Raw genomic sequence first — 16,411 nt, 5'->3', positions numbered from 1 at the left:
GTCGTCTCCTAATTCAATTGGATGATAATATCTGCTACGGCTCCGGGTTACGGAGTCACTGGCAGGCGGTCGCTCTCGGAATCCACATTGGCCAGGAATCCGCCATCCTTGTAGCTCTTCAGCTTGAAGTGCGTTGCCGTCGACAAAACGCCATCCAAAGTACTCAGCTTCTGCGAAACAAACGAAGCCACGCCACGCAGGTCGGTCGCTTTCACAATCACCGCCAAGTCATAGCCACCACTCATCAACCAGCAGGAAACCACTTGGTCGAATCGCGAAATACGCTGCGCCAGACGATCGAATCCACCTCCGCGCTCAGGAGTCACGCGCACCTCAATCAATGCCGAAACATCCTGGCTACCCACCTTGTCTTCGTCCAAAACAGCCTGGAAACCAAGAATTACCCCGCGCTTCTGATATTCTTCGATCTTCGCCGCTACCGCATCCACTGTCAGCGCAGATTGATCGGCAAGCGACTCCAGGGATACACGGGCATCCTTGGACAGAATATCGAGAACAGGGTCTTTCAACATAATGATTCGTGGTTTGAAAAGTAAGCACGCATCATCATCCATAGTCCCTCACTGTCAATCACACAGGTTGGGGAATTCGCCGCAGCCTCAAAGGATTCCAAAACATACCTCCCATGTCGGATTTTCCATTTCGCCTTCGTCGTCGCTTGACCTGAAGTCCATCGCAACCTTTCATCGCTAGCATGACGCGTTCCCTCGCCCTTTCCGCTCTGATCCTCTGCGCACCTGCATTCGCTGCCCCTGATGCCCCCGCAGCCCCATCCGATCCTGCAGCGGCTCCGACCACTCCACAGGCAGAACCAATCGCAGCGCCAGCCCCGGCCACGTCTGGACGCAATGTGATCTTTTTCCACCCCGACGGCATGGGCCTCAATACTTGGACCGCAGCCCGCCTCCACACCGTTGGCCCAGACGGAACACTCGCTTGGGACCAACTCCCACACGTCGGCATCTACCGTGGCCACATGAAGGACTCTCTCGTCGCCAGCTCGAATGGCGCCGCCACCATCCACGCCTACGGAGTCAAAGTGCCAGCCAAAAGCTACGGCATGCACGGGCGGAAACCTCTGACGGCAGCCTCCGGATTCAAAGGCTCCGTCGCCGAGGAGGCCATCGCCAAAGGCATCGCCGTCGGTGTCGTCAATACAGGCCATATCGCAGAACCCGGCACCGGATGCTTTCTCGCATCCGTCGAAGCCCGCTCACAGGCCGATGAAATCGCAAAGCAAGTCATCCGCAGCGGCGCCACCGTCATCCTCAGCGGAGGTGAGCAATTTCTCCTCCCGGCCGGTACCGCAGGCACCCACGGATTTGGCACACGCAACGACGACCTCAACCTCATCGAAGAAGCCCGCGAACTGGGCTACACCGTGGTCTTCTCCCGCGATGAACTGCTCGCCCTCAAGCCCACTCCGGAAACCAAACTTCTCGGAGTCTTCGCCCACGGCCATACCTTCAACGACCAACCGCACGCCGACCTCAAATCCGCGCAACTCCCACTCTACGCACCAGAAGCCCCAACCATCGCCGAGATGACCCAGGTCGCTCTCGATGTGCTCAGCCAACACACCCAGGGGTTCCTCCTCATCGCAGAGGAAGAAGCTACGGATAATTTCGGCAACGCCAACAATCCCAACGGTGTGCTCGAAGCCGCCGCGCGCTCGGATAAGGCCATCGCCACCGCCAGTCAGTTCATCGACAACCAACCCAACACGCTGTTGCTCGTCGCATCTGACAGCGACGCCGGTGGTCTCCAACTCCTCACCATCGCTCCACCATCCCCATTCGCATTCAAACCTGGCAGCAAAATACCTCAGCGCACCGCCAACGGAACCACACTCCACGGCGTCGATGGCAGTGGCAGCACCCCATTTGAATCGAAGCCCGACGCCCAAGGCAACTCGATGTACTTCGGCCTCGCCTTCGCCACTCGCGCCGACCTTCCAAGCGGCTTGCTCGTCCGAGCCAAAGGAGCCAACGCGGAGTCGCTGCCACTCAACTTCGACAACACGGACATCTACCACATGATCCACAACACGCTCTTCGATCTCCCGGAAGCCGAGGAAGCTCCGGCCTCCAGCGACACCGCGGCTCCCGCGACCACGCCAGAGCGCTGATCGCATCCGAAGACCTCCCCTCGCTCTGCAGAATCGCCGCTGACATTACCTCCGCCCCATCTCCCGCAGCACCGACAAATACACTCGCTTCGCTCCGATTGGGAGCGCGATAGCGATAGGGAAATCTCCGCCCCTACCCCGTCCATCGTGGTAGGGGGCTCACCTCGCCCCCCTCCGCCCCAGCCCACTCCTTCCCCGCAGGGGAAATGCATACCAGCCCAGGGTGACGGGAGCCTCTGGCGACCACACCCTGGGAAATCCGCACCACACCAAACCCGGCCGAGCGTGCACCTCCGCCGAAGCATCTCACCCGCCCGAAGGCCGTTCGTCAAAACACCGCCGCAGCACCTGCTGCGCCACTGAGCAATCGCTGCGCTCCGATTTGGATAGCGATAAAGAGTTTCCAGCACACCACGAACACCCGTGGCGAATGCCTCACCTCGCCCTCCACCTCCCTAGCCATCTCCTTCCCCGCAGGAGAAATGCAAATCAGCCCAGGGGTGACGGGAGCCTCAGGCGACCTCACCCTGGGATCTCCAGCAACCGAAAAAAACGGCCGAGCGTACGATGCCGCCAACGAGCGACACTCACCCGATGGCCGCTCAAAACGCACCGTCACGCCCGCACCACCGAAGACACCCGAGCGAGCATTCATCGCCGCCGAGCCCTGGGCCCAAACGCAGCCTCATCTCCAGCGACACCGGCAGATACAATCGCCGCACTCCGATCGGAGTAACGATCGCGATAGGGAAATCCGCACGATGAACACCAATGAAGGCTCTCGCCTCCATCTCCCGAGCCATCTCCTTCCCCGCAGGGGAAATGCAAATCAGCCCGGGGTGACGGGAGCCTCAGGCGACCTCACCCTGGGATGTCCGGCAACCGAAAAAATCGGCCGAGCGTACGATGCCGCCAACGAGCGACACTCACCCGATGGCCGCTCAAAACGCGCCGTCACGCCCCCCGTCTCAACTCCTGTTCAAAAAACGCCTAACGCATGGAAGTCCCCCCCCCACACACACACCAACACCGATCACAAAAAAAAGAGCCGGGCACCGTGCCCGACTCTTCTGGGGTTGTCGCTTCTGTTGCGGCCTCTTACAGAAAAATCATGCCGAATAATGGGTCTGGCTCCCCTGGGCCACCGGCTGGCCCAGTCCGTGGTTCGCTCCGTGACTCACGCCATTGACTACCAGCTCGTTGTCAGACTCATGACGCGAGGCTCCGCAGAAACGACACATCTTCGACGTGGAGCCAATCGTCCGACCACACTCGTGACACGGTAGCAATTGGATCGGCCGTGTGTGATGCGAGATCACAGAAGGCTTCGCCTTGCGCGACTTTTTCCCGCCTACCACACCCACCAAGAACCAACAAACCAACGGCGTCAGCAGAAAAGAACACACCAGCCAGGTGCTCCAATCCTTCCTCATCTTCTCCGCTTTTCCAGCCACTGCCACGGAGGCAAAAGTGTAGCCCACGGACAACACCAATCCCCCCAAAATCGTTACCAACTGATCAGACATAAAACTAGAGGCTATTAATTTAAAAGAATGTCGTGAATATGCGAAACATACCGGTGAAACGGCTTGAAACCACGCGCCTCGATCACCCGCCCGTTTCGGACAGATGCAACCGAATCCACGTGGTCAAATGCAGCAGCGACCCCATCTTTGAACCACTACCGCACCTGCATTACGCCTCCGCTCACCAATGGATGCGCAAAATTTCAACTAGTAGGATAATTTTTTTCGCAGCCCTATAAAAACCATAATCAACTGACCTACAACGACTCCCAGACAGACCATAAAACCTAACTTCCGGACGCCAACGGCTCTCCCCAGGCAGTCAGTTTGAGGCCTCGATTACACGCTCCAACACAACGCCCCAAAAGAAAAAATCTACTCAGCAGATGCCCCGCTCGCCTTCGGCACTACCACCACCGGCCCCTGCCCTCTCGCCAGCAAGCTGATCCGCCGCGTCTCCACATCGATGGCCACAATCTGATCGCGCCCTAACTGCGCCACCACGTAGTCCCCCGGCAGCTGGGTTGCATTCCGCACCCGCCACTCGGCAATCGGCAACTCCAACCCAAAACGCACCACCTCCCCTGTGCGCAGATTTTCACCGCGTATTCCCTTCCACGCCCAGCAACCAGTGAAAAAGCGCCAGTCGGAAGCCTCACCAATCGCCGGCACGCTCCCAAAGTTCCACCACGTTCCCATCGGCGAGCCCTGCTCATCGACCCAGCTCTCAAGCGGCGCCACCTCAGCAAAGTCAGCAAGCACCGGTTCCCCCTCGATCGACGCCTCCTCCAGCTCGTCACGGTACACCATCAGATCAAAGCCCCCGCCATCACGAGGATTAACAAAGAGCCGATCGTGCAAACCCGGCGCCGAAACATGCGCAACGGACTCTGGCGATCCCCAGTCCGCCAAGTCAATCCGCAGCACCGACTCCCCGTCCGTTTCCAAATAATAAAGCGCATAACCATCTGGCAGAGCCATCTCATCCGCCGTCACCACGTCAAGCTGCGTCAGCATCGACGTCCCACTCGCCAACCAATACCAGCCAACCAGCAACAGGTAACTCACCCCGTGGATCACCGGAGTCGCCACCAATGCCTTCCGCATCCGCCCGTCGCCCGGACGCAACGCATACCAGAAAAACGGAAACTCTATCACCAAGGTCACGACAAACGCCACCGCAACAAACACCCAAAACCAAAACTGAATCGTCTCAATCGTCAGCCCTGGCACCACGCCCGTAGCCAACGAAAGCAACTTCGCTCCCGCCCACGCCGACACATAGTTCGCCGCGATCAACACCAGCACCGATCCTCTTTTGCTGCACTTGAACATTGCCCCGAGCAGCAGCCCTTCGATCAGACCGATCAACGCATTCCCCACCACCAAATGCAGCGCTGAGGCCCACATCAACGGCGTCCCGGTATTCGCCAACGCCAGAGACGGAAAACACAACACCCCAAAAGCCACCAACCATCCACGCATGCTCATCATTCCACTAGAGGTTTACTCGGGCTTCAACTTCTCCAACCGGGCCTGCAACTCGTCGATGCGCTCCACGGTTGACGACATCTGCCCACCCAACTGACCTAACACAGCAACCGAGCCCCCCTCCGGATCCGCGTCTTCTTTGAACTGCTGCTCACGTCTTCTCAGCCACTCCGTCTGCTCCTCCACCAGAGCCTGGCGCTCCTTGTCACTCGGCAACTGGTCGTACAATTCCAGATAAACAATCAACAACCGCGCATCCTGGATCGCCGCCTTCTGCGCCGCGTATCCATTCATTCCCATCCCTGTGTCGATGTGCTCCTGCGCCGTCTCCTCCGCATACTTCAACATCGATGGAAACAACGGCCACTCCTCAGGCACCACCCGAGCCGGCTGAGGCGAGCTACACCCAACCATCACAACCGCTCCGCCAGCCAGGATCCAATGATTCATCTTCATAACAGTCGAGTAACATCATCCCTTTAAGCCCCTGCGCGGCAAGCTAATTCACCCACACTCACCGATTTCCACTCCCCCCCACACACTGTCACTCATGACATTGCTATCAGAGTCCGCAGATTGCGCCGATTACGCAGATTGGAATCAGGGCATCCCTGTCTAGCCCAAATCACTCCGCAGCACGCACAGCTCATGGAACGCCGATCATCTGGTCGGCAAGCCATCCCATCCGGCGCAGCCGCATTTCTCCTCTCCCTCTGCGTCTCCCCGTCTCCGCGTGAGCCATCTCCCTCCATCCGTGCACAGCCAATCCTCTTCATTTCCCATTTCCAACCTCCCCCACAAAATCCTGTGAATCATGTTCATCCTGTCGAAAAAAACACCCAATAACCATGCCTCAACTCTGGGTCTTTGGGATCTCTGCGTGAGCAATCTCCCCTCCATCCACGCACAGCGCGCTCACTCCGTTTCACATCTCCAATCTCAACTTTCCGCTTTTCCGCACACTCTGCGTCTCCGCGTCTTTGCGTGAGCCACCTCCTCTCCATCCGCGCACAGCGCACTCACTCCATTTCACATCTCCAATCTCAACTTTCCGCTTTTCCTCACACTCCGCGTCTCTGCGTGAGCCCATAAACAATCCTGTGAATCCTATCCGTCCTGTCTGAGATGCCAACATCCGCAACGAATCCTTCACACGCCCCCGATTGCAACCACCTCCATCCACTCGTACCCCCACCGCGCTAAGTCTTGTCGCTTTCATCAAACTTAGCACGAGCGGCGGAGGACCTGTGTAGGTTCCGACGAACATCCTCCGCCGCTCACCCTGTCCACCGATGCCTCAAAGCCTCCACCTAAATCAACGGTCGAGATCCCCAGGACGCTGCTACCTGTGCCCCTTCTTTTGTAATCCGCAGATTGCGCCGATTACGCAGATTGGAATCAAGGCTTCCCCGTCTAGCCCAAATCACTCCGCAGCACGCACAGCTTCTGGAACGCCAACCATCTGGTCGGCAAGCCGTCCCACCCGGCGCAGCCGCATTTCTCCACTCCCTCTGCGTCTCCGCGTGAGCCCATCATCATTCAGGCGAAACACATCTCCCACTTTGGGTCTTTGGGATCTCTGCGTGAGCACTCTCCCATCCCTCCGCGCACAGCGCACTCACTCCATTTCACATCTCCAATTTCTACTTTCCGCTTTTCCTCTCCCTTTGCGTCTCCGCGTCTCTGCGTCTCTGCGTGAGCCTCCTTCCTACCATCCGCGCGCAGCGCGCAAACTTCATTTCAAATCTCCCATCTCAACTTTCCCATTTCCCCCGCCTCACCCGCCGCAACTCCCGCAAGGCTTACCCTCATCCTTCCCACACGTCCTTCCACGCGCCGTGTTCTCATACCACTCACAGTTCGAGTTGTGCCGCGTGTTCGACGATGTATTCAACCAATAGCCAGAAACCGGGCGTTTCTTCTTCAGCGGCCGGTACTCCCACGGCGCCACTGGGTTCGCCCCCGCCCACAGTCCGAGCCCAAGCTCCCTGGCGCGCGCCTCCATCCGCGCCAAGCGTTCACTCCGGTTATACTTAGTATACTGCCACGCCCACCCCTCAGCCACCATCCACTCATTCACATTGGTATTGTCTAAAATGACCACACCAATCGTCCGCCCGTACTTGTCCTTACCATTCACCTTCACCACCACCTGCTTTCCAGCCACCTGACCCGACAACGCCTGCTTCGATCTATTACCAAAAGCCTGCCCCATCTCAGGCGCATCAATCCCATCCAACCGCACTTTATACTGCTCGCGTTCCACCAGCACAGTAATCGTATCTCCATCCGCCACACGGACCACCTTCCCCCGCAACTCCTCGGCCGAATGACCAAAAAGCACCGAGACAAGACACACTAATACAACCAGGATCAAGAGGGGGCGTTGATTCATGGCGCATCCACTACGCCATACTTAACATCTATGAAAGTTGTTAGTAGGGACCGCCAATGTCCTGATCAACAAATACTAATCACCGACACCTGACCTTCAACGACATCCACCTGCCACACACCGCCGCCTCATTTCAAATTTTCCTTCCGATTTCCTACCGCCATCCCCCAGCCCTTGTCCCACCCCAAGGTGTATGTTTTCCGAGCATCTAAAAAGCCATCAGCAGCCCATCAAACAAAATACCTACACCAAACTCGCCTCCTTTAGTGCCAAAGGCTCCGCAGAACGCTCGATCAAAATCAGCCACAAACGCTCCGAAACCTTGACACCATCGATCTAAATCGGATTGTTACCAACCATGCGTGCCCCTGAACTTCTAGAGTTTGCACTCAAATATCCCGCCTCATCAGGCCTTACGTGGCCAATCTTTGTGGCCGGATGTGTCGTTTTTGTATGGATTCCTCTGTTGTTGTTTTTTTGGGGAAGGCTGTGGAATAAGCAGTGGACAATCGGTGACCACCTCGTTACCACTACGACATCGCTTCTTCTGGCCGTCATCGGAGCCACATCCGTCTATCTGGCACTGGTAACGCACAAGGCCTTCGACTCGATCGAGAACCAACGGGCTGAAGTTAGCCAAACGATCTCGAGCAATGGCAAGTTCAATCGCGAAGTTCTACTGGCCACTTGGGCCAAGATTGCACACAAGGGAGGACAAGAAGGACTCACCCCGCCCTCCGAGGGAGGAAACGAACTCCGCATCAACGGTCCGGCAGAAGCACTCGTCTTGAGTACTACTGCAGCAGAGCTCGCCAGTCAGCAAAGAAGAGATTTCTCTCTCTTTTCCTCGGGCATTCAAGAACCGGAGATTAGCCCCGAACTCACAGGATCCCGCGCACTCGCAGAAGTCGGATTCCCCTCCTCAGATTACCCCGTGATTGTCTCCCCAGCCAACATTTGGACATCGACCGCGGTAACCGTTGGAACCGGCCGCGCAGTCGACAAACTTCTCAAGGAGTTGGCCAAACCATTCTCCCTCCTTCAAACAATTGCCTTGGTAGCATTGGGAATCTCGCTGATGTCCCAACTCCTCATCGTCGCTACCACGGCACTCAACGACATCAAAGAAACCCTCTAACTCCATTACCCTTTCAAGTACTTTCCAACCATGAAAAACCACCTGTTTATCGGCCTCGGAGGCCAAGGAGGCAACAGCCTCGCCGAAATGCGCAAGGTCATGCACCAACGTGCTGATGACATCCGACTTCTAAAGCGTGAGAAAGGCACGCAATTCGACTTCCTCTACATCGACTCTAGTACGAACGTCCTCAACTACACGAAAAAGTGGACCTCGTTCGGAGAGGATCTCTCGCTCCCTCCTAAGTGCTTTCTAAATCTCAAGGAGATGGGCGCAACGATCGACATTGACCAACTCGCGATGAAGCCAGACATCGCGCCATGGATTGGCGACGTCGAACAGATCAAGGGATTCCTCGACGCATCAGATACCATCGAGGGAGCTAACCAACGCCGCCGCTTTGGACGAATCCTCTTCGCCAACAGCATCGACAGCGTGAAGAACGCGATTGATGGCAAGGTTCGAACCATGACCGCAGCGGCAAAGCAGTGCGCTTTCCATGTATTCGCATCATTGGCGGGAGGAACGGGCAGCGGCAGCATCGTCGACTTGGTTACATTACTCCGCACGATGCATCCTTACTCGAGCATGCAAGGAGGTTTCCCAATCTTCGTTTACCTCTACGTAACCAGTGACAACTACCAAGATGCCGAGGTAGGAAACTTCCACCAAAACCAGTATGCAACTCTGCGAGACCTCAACGCTCTCGCTTGCGGACGTATCGCCCCAACCCTCCTCGGTGATCAATTCGGGGGATCTAGCTTCGCGTGTTCGGAGCCGATCAATCAAATCATCCTGAGCTCAAGCCATAACAACGGGGATCAGAACGTCGAACTCGAGAAGCAGCACCGCATCATAGCGGAATCTGCATTCGAGCGCATCTTCGCCTTCTGCTCTGGCCAATTACCGCCTCAGCAACAAGATCAACTTACCGGCCAGGACAAGATCCCCAACTTCCCCGGAGAGCCTATCAACAAGCCCATTCGCAGCTTCCGTTTCGGCAGCTCAGGCATGCAGCGGTGGGAGGTTCCCACAGAGAAGATCACCGAGCTCCTCGCCTTGGAACTCTACAGTTCGTCATACAACCAGATGCTCTACAACAACTGGCACGGAAACGACGGCTTCATTGGAAAGAAGTCTACCGAATCCGACAAGGTCGTAGAAAGCACCTTCAACACCTTGAGAACCAAGCTCGACGAACATCTGGTGGAGAGCACCCACCACACCAACCTCAGAGCGTCGTTCGAAACGGACGCCAAAGCGGTCCTTGATCGTGAAATCAGCACCAAGTTTCAGGAAACTGACTTGGAGAAGCTGGAGGAGTCCCTTCATACTCGCTTCGAGAAACATCTCAACGGCCAGGGAATCAACGCTGTCATTGCCGACTTCAAGGCGTCCCGGGAAGGACGTATTCAACAGTTCACCAAAGAGCTACACCGGATTCTACGGGAAGAATGGAGCAAAGCGGTAGATCCCATTGGAATGGCCAACGTGTCGGACATTCTCAAGCGACTGCAAAATGACGTAAACCGCAAGATCAAAGATGGTAATAGTTCCTCTAAATCGGGTTCGGACACGACCGAGAGACGGCTTTCTGACCGCAGAATCGAATGGAGCAAGATGACCTTCCTCTCCCGCCGTTTCAAAAAGGAACCTTTGGCTAGAAAGCAACACTCTGACTGCAAATCCTTGCTACTGGGGAAACTAGCAACTGCAATTGCGGAAGAGGATTTGGCATATCACAATGCCATCGCCAACAGCCTCACCGGAATCGAACACCAGTACAAAAACGCAGCCAGAAAACTTCAAGGTTTTGCAGATTGGGCTAGCAACCGTAGAGACGTACTTCTGGGCGAACTCAAGGACCTCAACAAGTCCCACACCTCGAACAAATACGAGATCGACTATGACGGACTGCTTCAATACATCTCAGTTCAACGCTCAAGTGAATCGCATTGCCGGGCCATCGCCGACCAGCTCCGCAGGGACGTCGTCTTGGAGCTCCTTGGCAAGAACGTCCCGCTGACCGAAATAGAAAGCTTCGAGGGGGACCGTCTCACAAACTATCAAATTGAGGCTGATCGTCTTGTTTTCGCTCACGTCCAATCAATTCACAAAGATTTCGAGGAGCAGAGGCTCGCCCCAGCAGTGCTCACTTCATCGTTGATGGACGCTCTTCAGGCGAAATTTGAAAAAGATCCAGGAGCATTCAAGAACGAACTAAAAGAGTTCATCGATCAGACGACCTGCTTGATCAAGATTCATAACGATCAGCAACCCAAGATGATCGCTGGAAACATGACCATGCCGACCATGCCGACCACCTCCCGGGTACTGGCACTCCCAAAAGGTCATGCCTTCGCAGCCAAGTTCGAGGAAATCGCTGCAGAGCTTCGCCCAGCAAACGAAGCGAACAATCCTGTGAGAGTGGTGAGCCACGACGACTCGACTCAGATCCGACTCTTGATGACAGTCACTTGGATGGCTGCACGCTTTGCAAAAGTCACCCATGAACTGGCTGACAAATACGCCAAGGCGATCGAGCAGAACACCTTGGGAGACATCGCCTACTTTAGTAACATCGATGCGAAAGGAGAGCACGACGAACTCCCAGATTTGCTCCAACCATCAGCCAGCGAACAACGCGACATCATGCGTGCCAGTCTTTGGCTTGGCCAGCGCACTCTGGCAGACGGATCGGGAACTACAGTTATCACAGTGACTGAGGATGCCGTGCAGTTGGTCACTTTGGACCGCAACGGGGACACCAACTTCTACGAACTCGGTGAAAGCATCGAGCATTTGGAAACAAAGGCCGACATTCGCTTGATCGCGCGAGTCAACGAAGCCGTGACCGGTGAGATTGCAGGAGCCACCACAGCAACGAAGGATGAGTTGGCAAATGCGATGAAAGCCGAGGAATCCAAGCTCATCAATGAGTTTGGCACCGGCAGCAAACAACACGTTCAGTGGACCAAAACCCGTACCCACATCCGCAAGATTCTTAGCGTATGAGCTCGAAAAAATTCAGATGTGACGACCCCACCGAGAGCTGCCCGCTCTCGGTGTCCAAGGAAATCGTAGACCCAACTCCAGACTGGAAGTGCCCGTGTAACAACCCGCACTGTGAGACCTTCAGAGAGCCCATAAAGGTGACGGAAACTCGCGGATTCAAATCTGCGATCAAGGGCATTTTCGCCCTGCTTGTAGTGGCTCTGATTGCCCTAGGCGCCTACCGGTTCATCACGGCGGACCGTTGCGAAGGAAAGCTCAACTCGATCCATGAATCACTTGAGCAGCTATCCTCTGAGGTAGGCAGCTTGGAGACCGCAATCGCGGCCAGCCAATCCACTCAAGGGAATCAAGCCGCAATCGCAGAGCTCCAACAAGGCGTGGGCGCACTGGCGTCTGCGGCCAATGGAGCTCTCGCAGCCAAAGACGATGAGAAGGTTGCAGCCCTTCAAGCACAAGCTTCTGAGTTCGAGAAACAACTGCAGCACTTGCAGCAGAAGGCGTCACAGCCGTTGCAAACCGACGAATTACGCACTCAAGCAGGTCAACTGGTACAATCACTTCAACAACTTGAAGAGACGACTCAAACGACCCAGCAAGAGAGTGCATGTGACACCCACGGCGTCGACTACGACAACCTCACCGAATCGGTCCGTGCGGAAATGGCACGGGCTTCGAAGCTGGCCAGAGGCAACGACGACACACAAGGCCGCGATTCCGATAAGCAGCAACTCATGGTAATCGGAGAGTCCCTCACTGGGATTCAGCAGTCACTCAATGCCTATGTACCGCTGCCCCCTGTCCTGTTCGATGCCAGCGAAGCGACCATGCGCATAGTCACGGTCGATACACTAGGTGTCCGACTTCTCCAGCCACTCATCTTAGCGCAGCTGACAGACGTCGAAATTCAAACGGATGGGTCATCGTCCTACGTCAGATCAGGTGAAGAGAAGATCCTGATCACGACCACATCGGTCGATCAGGCCTTTACCCTTCTTGCAGAAGGCAAAGCAGATCTGCTCATCGTAAATCGTCCACCAAGCGAGGCAGAGCTGGCCCAACTCGGGCCAGACTTCAAAGAATCCAGGTCGGTAGCAGAGGTGATTGCGCTCGATGCCATGACCCTGCTGGCACACCCGGAAACAGAGCTTGAAACCTACCATATCAACGACAATGCCAATTTGATTACGGCGAACGGCGAGCTCAACGAACTGGTGAAATCCTTGGCTCAACGCTGGGGCTTGCAGCCTATCACCGTGGATGGTTCAACAACCGAAACGGCCGTTCTGCTCGACAAGTCGGTTATTGGTCTGGGGGCATACCATGCGGAATCCCGCAACATCCGGGCCAAACGCTTGGCGGTACAAGCAACCAAAGACACCAGACCACTGAAACCAAGCCCGTTCACGATCGCAACCGAAGACTACCCGTTCACCTACCGCGTGGTCGCCTGGACGCCTCAGAGCCCGTCCCAAAATGCTTTGGACTTTGTGCAGTTTGCGACTTCGGACAAGGGGCAGTCCACAGTTGCCGACTGCGGTTTCGTTGATCTGCGCCTCCGGCCAATGCAAGGGAGCGTTGACCCTAGAATCTTAGCCGCACTTGGCGAGGCGCTCGGAGAGGACATAAAGTCCGCTCTGCGCATTTCCACCAACCTGCGCTTCGCGACAGGAAAATCCGATCTGGACCTTAAGGCCCAGGCTGACTTGGAGCGCTTGCCGAAATTCGTCGCGGCAAACTATCCCAAACACCAACTCGTGATTCTCGGATTCACCGACAGCACCGGTGGCGCGGACATCAATATCCCACTCTCCAAAGAACGCGCTCAGACCGTCGTGGATGAACTGCTCAAGTCCAATGTTGATACAAAGGCAGCGGGTCTGGGCTCTGAATTCCCTATCGACACCAATGAAACCGAAGCAGGAAAAGCCAGAAACCGCAGAGCGGAAGTCTGGGTCGTAAAACCATGATCACACTCTCATACATAAACATTCCACCAACTCTCAGTGCGATCATCGTCGGTGCGGTCGGAGTCATTGGCATGGTGGCTGCATTAATCGCCTGGCGAGCTATCGCTGTCGAACGCGATGCCTTACGTAAAGCCAAAAGAGCTCTCGTTCTCGATAGCAACTGGAAAGGCGCATTTGCCGAAAACGACGAAGCGTTTGAGCGCTGGCTCAAAGAACGAGAAATAAATCAACAGTCTCATGTGAGCGACGCGGCGAGAACCGCCTGGACTTCATGGTACATCGGTCGCCCCACTTCATTGTCGGAGTTCCATTCAGCCTCGGTTAAGAGAGAACGAGCCCGTAAATCTCTTCGGATCGCTTCAGGAATCGCAACGTCACTGCTGGTGCTTGGAATCGTGGGCACATTGTTGGCAATCAAGCCAATCCTCGCAGCGTTCCGCATCAAAACCACTGCAAACGGAGAACTGCAGGGAGTCGCAGACAGTGCGAATTTGGTCTCAGAAATGATTCAGAGTTTGGGTGGAGCATTTACACCGAGTCTCGTCGCACTCGGCTTCACACTACTTGTATTGCTCTGCCGGGGATTCTACTCGATAGCACTGCATAGTTTCATCATCGATCTCGACCGTTTCACCCAAGGAACCCTCCTCACTCGCTTCCGCGTCGAACCACTTCATCTCCAACTCTCGGGAGTTACAGACCAAGTAAAAGAGCTAACCGACGAGGTCGGAGAGCGTGAGCGAAAATTTGAGGAAGTCATAAAGGGGCTGAGAGATCTGTTGGGCACAATTGCACCAGCAATGGCACTACTGCGTGATGGGGTTGGGCAAGCGCATACTGCAGCCCGCTCATTGAGCGATAGCAGCTCTTCACTCAATAATTCACTCACTGACACCTTTGGAGAGAAGTCCCCACTCCACAACGCGATAACAGGCTTCAACGATACTCTCGATACTCTCGCTAAGAGTGTGTCCGGTATCAGTTCCGAAGCGACAAAATCGAACAAGCGCGTAGCGAAGAGTATCGACAACTTCGAGACCACGTTGCGTGATATCGAGTCGGCTCTTAGCGACATCCCAAGCCGAATTGAGAACGCCACCGAGATCGCCGCTTCTGAGGTCTTCAATCAAGTCGGAGCGAAAGTCTCCAAGGTCGCTGAAAAGTTCGAAAATGACACCAAAGCAACTCTGGCAGATGTCACGAAGAAGCAAAGCGAGTCCATCGAAGAGCTAAGGACGGCAAGTCATAAACTCGCAGAAAGTGCGGATCAAGTCGCCAGCAAAGTAACCTCAGCGAACCAGCTGAACCGCGAGCTGGTTGGAGATCTAAAGACCACCGTGAAGGAGCAGCTCAACGACGTGCACACGAAGCTAGACGCAAACGCTACCACTATGCAAACAGTTGTAGCAGAGGCCAAGGAATCCCGAGCTACACTGGAAGGCACCGCCGCCCGGTTGGCAGATGAAAACGAACAGCTCTCCGAAAAGATATCGGAAGGGGTGAAGTCGATCGAGAGATCGGCCGAGGAAATCAAATCCAGGGTATCAAGAAGAATGCGCCTTTTCGGAAGCAACTGATCTAAATCGCCTGTAGCCCAATGCTAGACCCCGAAGACGACAATCCAAATTCAGGATACTGGCCTAGTGTCTCTGATTTGTTCATCACGCTCTTCATCATCTCAGTTGCCATCCTGGGTGCGGTGGTGTTTGTCTTGATGCCAAAGAGTAATTCAGCGCCCAGGGATGCGGTTATTGAAGCCGTTGGTGGTTTAGACCTCATAAGTATTCGAACACCGATCAACACCCTGCGACCCACGATCGGCCTTGAACCTGTTCCAGACGAAGCGGATCCGAACGCAGTCGTCACCTCTCTGAAAGAGACATGCGAGTCAGCCAACGACATCATTGTTGAGTTGCGCGAGAACCTTGCCACCTTCGACCAACAAGGACTCCTGCAGAGACTCGCAGAACTGGAAAGTGAGAATGCCGACCTCATTGCACAAAACAAAGAGCTCCAAGCGAAAATCAAAGAACTCACCGCTAAGCTCGAAGACGCGATGGATAATAACGGGTGGGAGGAGGTCGAGCGTCTCAAAGGAATCCTCAACGACAAGCCACCGATCATTCGGATCGACGAACAGAAGGAGCAGTACCAGTTCCCTTCCGGCAGCTCGCTTATAGGCCCTCAGTTTGCCGATGGTCTCAAGGATGTTGAATTTGAGAAGCTGGCAAAGGAGATCATAGATCGCCAGCAACAGGGACGGGCGAAAGTAGACACCTTGGAGATCATCGGACATACCGATGGCATTCCTCTCGCAGGCAGCGGCAACCTCGACTCCAAACTCCCTCGCCTGCTTGCCGGAGACACGTCCACCTTCCAATCACTGCGAGCAGGATCGAACAACGATCTGGGACTCCTTCGCGCACTCGCCGTGAAAGCCCAGTGGGATGCCTTCACCGACGCTCACGAGCAGAAATCCATCCTGCAGTCGATCACCGTACGATGCTACTCCGCAGGGCAAACCATCCTCCCATCAGACAAACGTGACGTGGAACAAGCCGACTTCGAACAGGATGACGCCAAGGCGCGTCGCATCGAAATGCGCCTCACTCGCCTCCGTGACTAAGCGCCTCATCCTCACTTGAGGAGACGTCCCACGACCAGACGCATCAATTCAGTGCCCGTCATCACTATGAGCCTCAATAGCGAACCCACAAAGTCCGGAGCAGC

At 55.4% G+C, this 16,411-nt stretch carries 11 protein-coding genes; 6 read left to right on the top strand and 5 right to left on the bottom strand.

Annotated elements, in window-relative coordinates:
* Nucleotides 1–47: 47 nt before the first annotated feature.
* On the bottom strand, nucleotides 48–533 hold the full coding sequence (locus tag G3M56_RS07580) for an Lrp/AsnC family transcriptional regulator (RefSeq protein WP_164361704.1): 486 nt from the start codon (nucleotides 531–533) through the stop codon (nucleotides 48–50).
* A 182-nt stretch (nucleotides 534–715) separates the two neighbouring features.
* Between G3M56_RS07580 and G3M56_RS07575 the strand changes: the two genes are divergently transcribed.
* The gene (locus G3M56_RS07575; protein WP_164361702.1) at nucleotides 716–2,149 is read left to right on the top strand and encodes an alkaline phosphatase; all 1,434 of its coding nucleotides are present in this window, start codon (nucleotides 716–718) and stop codon (nucleotides 2,147–2,149) included.
* A 1,109-nt stretch (nucleotides 2,150–3,258) separates the two neighbouring features.
* On the opposite strand, the gene G3M56_RS07570 is transcribed toward G3M56_RS07575, so the two are convergent.
* The 4 genes from G3M56_RS07570 to G3M56_RS07555 form a co-directional block, all read right to left on the bottom strand.
* Nucleotides 3,259–3,675 (bottom strand): hypothetical protein, encoded by a 417-nt coding sequence (locus G3M56_RS07570; protein WP_164361699.1) that lies wholly within the window; start codon nucleotides 3,673–3,675, stop codon nucleotides 3,259–3,261.
* A gap of 375 nt (nucleotides 3,676–4,050) precedes the next feature.
* The gene (locus G3M56_RS07565) at nucleotides 4,051–5,169 is read right to left on the bottom strand and encodes a hypothetical protein (RefSeq protein ID WP_235203313.1); all 1,119 of its coding nucleotides are present in this window, start codon (nucleotides 5,167–5,169) and stop codon (nucleotides 4,051–4,053) included.
* 12 nt (nucleotides 5,170–5,181) lie between these two features.
* A complete protein-coding gene (locus G3M56_RS07560; RefSeq protein WP_164361694.1) occupies nucleotides 5,182–5,622 on the bottom strand; it encodes a lysozyme inhibitor LprI family protein in 441 nt (146 codons plus the stop codon).
* Between the two features lie 1,321 nt (nucleotides 5,623–6,943).
* Nucleotides 6,944–7,561 (bottom strand): thermonuclease family protein, encoded by a 618-nt coding sequence (locus G3M56_RS07555; RefSeq protein ID WP_164361692.1) that lies wholly within the window; start codon nucleotides 7,559–7,561, stop codon nucleotides 6,944–6,946.
* A 466-nt stretch (nucleotides 7,562–8,027) separates the two neighbouring features.
* Between G3M56_RS07555 and G3M56_RS07550 the strand changes: the two genes are divergently transcribed.
* Genes G3M56_RS07550 through G3M56_RS07530 form a run of 5 tightly spaced genes read left to right on the top strand, consistent with a single transcriptional unit; the run spans nucleotide 8,028 to nucleotide 16,307 of the window.
* On the top strand, nucleotides 8,028–8,699 hold the full coding sequence (locus G3M56_RS07550; protein WP_235203312.1) for a hypothetical protein: 672 nt from the start codon (nucleotides 8,028–8,030) through the stop codon (nucleotides 8,697–8,699).
* 30 nt (nucleotides 8,700–8,729) lie between these two features.
* Entirely contained in the window at nucleotides 8,730–11,714 is a 2,985-nt protein-coding gene (locus tag G3M56_RS07545) for a tubulin-like doman-containing protein (protein ID WP_164361687.1), read from the top strand.
* Nucleotides 11,711–13,681 (top strand): OmpA family protein, encoded by a 1,971-nt coding sequence (locus G3M56_RS07540; protein WP_164361685.1) that lies wholly within the window; start codon nucleotides 11,711–11,713, stop codon nucleotides 13,679–13,681. The genes G3M56_RS07545 and G3M56_RS07540 overlap by 4 nt, the downstream gene beginning before the upstream one ends.
* Complete coding sequence (locus G3M56_RS07535; RefSeq protein WP_164361682.1) at nucleotides 13,678–15,258, top strand: coiled-coil domain-containing protein 22; 1,581 nt, start codon at nucleotides 13,678–13,680, stop codon at nucleotides 15,256–15,258. The genes G3M56_RS07540 and G3M56_RS07535 overlap by 4 nt, the downstream gene beginning before the upstream one ends.
* A 20-nt stretch (nucleotides 15,259–15,278) precedes the next feature.
* A complete protein-coding gene (locus tag G3M56_RS07530) occupies nucleotides 15,279–16,307 on the top strand; it encodes a hypothetical protein (RefSeq protein WP_164361680.1) in 1,029 nt (342 codons plus the stop codon).
* Nucleotides 16,308–16,411 lie beyond the last annotated feature (104 nt).

It is taken from the genome of Sulfuriroseicoccus oceanibius (assembly GCF_010681825.2).
Lineage (GTDB): Bacteria > Verrucomicrobiota > Verrucomicrobiia > Verrucomicrobiales > SLCJ01 > Sulfuriroseicoccus > Sulfuriroseicoccus oceanibius.
This window is presented reverse-complemented; position numbering and strand designations above follow the sequence as displayed.

Excerpts from the sequence above, each read along its gene's own strand:
- G3M56_RS07560 (WP_164361694.1), bottom strand. The coding sequence starts at position 5,622 with ATGAAGATGAATCATTGGATCCTGGCTGGCGGAGCGGTTGTGATGGTT.
- G3M56_RS07555 (WP_164361692.1), bottom strand. The coding sequence starts at position 7,561 with ATGAATCAACGCCCCCTCTTGATCCTGGTTGTATTAGTGTGTCTTGTC.
- G3M56_RS07540 (WP_164361685.1), top strand. The coding sequence starts at position 11,711 with ATGAGCTCGAAAAAATTCAGATGTGACGACCCCACCGAGAGCTGCCCG.
- G3M56_RS07575 (WP_164361702.1), top strand. The coding sequence starts at position 716 with ATGACGCGTTCCCTCGCCCTTTCCGCTCTGATCCTCTGCGCACCTGCA.
- G3M56_RS07530 (WP_164361680.1), top strand. The coding sequence starts at position 15,279 with ATGCTAGACCCCGAAGACGACAATCCAAATTCAGGATACTGGCCTAGT.
- G3M56_RS07545 (WP_164361687.1), top strand. The coding sequence starts at position 8,730 with ATGAAAAACCACCTGTTTATCGGCCTCGGAGGCCAAGGAGGCAACAGC.
- G3M56_RS07565 (WP_235203313.1), bottom strand. The coding sequence starts at position 5,169 with ATGATGAGCATGCGTGGATGGTTGGTGGCTTTTGGGGTGTTGTGTTTT.
- G3M56_RS07580 (WP_164361704.1), bottom strand. The coding sequence starts at position 533 with ATGTTGAAAGACCCTGTTCTCGATATTCTGTCCAAGGATGCCCGTGTA.
- G3M56_RS07535 (WP_164361682.1), top strand. The coding sequence starts at position 13,678 with ATGATCACACTCTCATACATAAACATTCCACCAACTCTCAGTGCGATC.
- G3M56_RS07570 (WP_164361699.1), bottom strand. The coding sequence starts at position 3,675 with ATGTCTGATCAGTTGGTAACGATTTTGGGGGGATTGGTGTTGTCCGTG.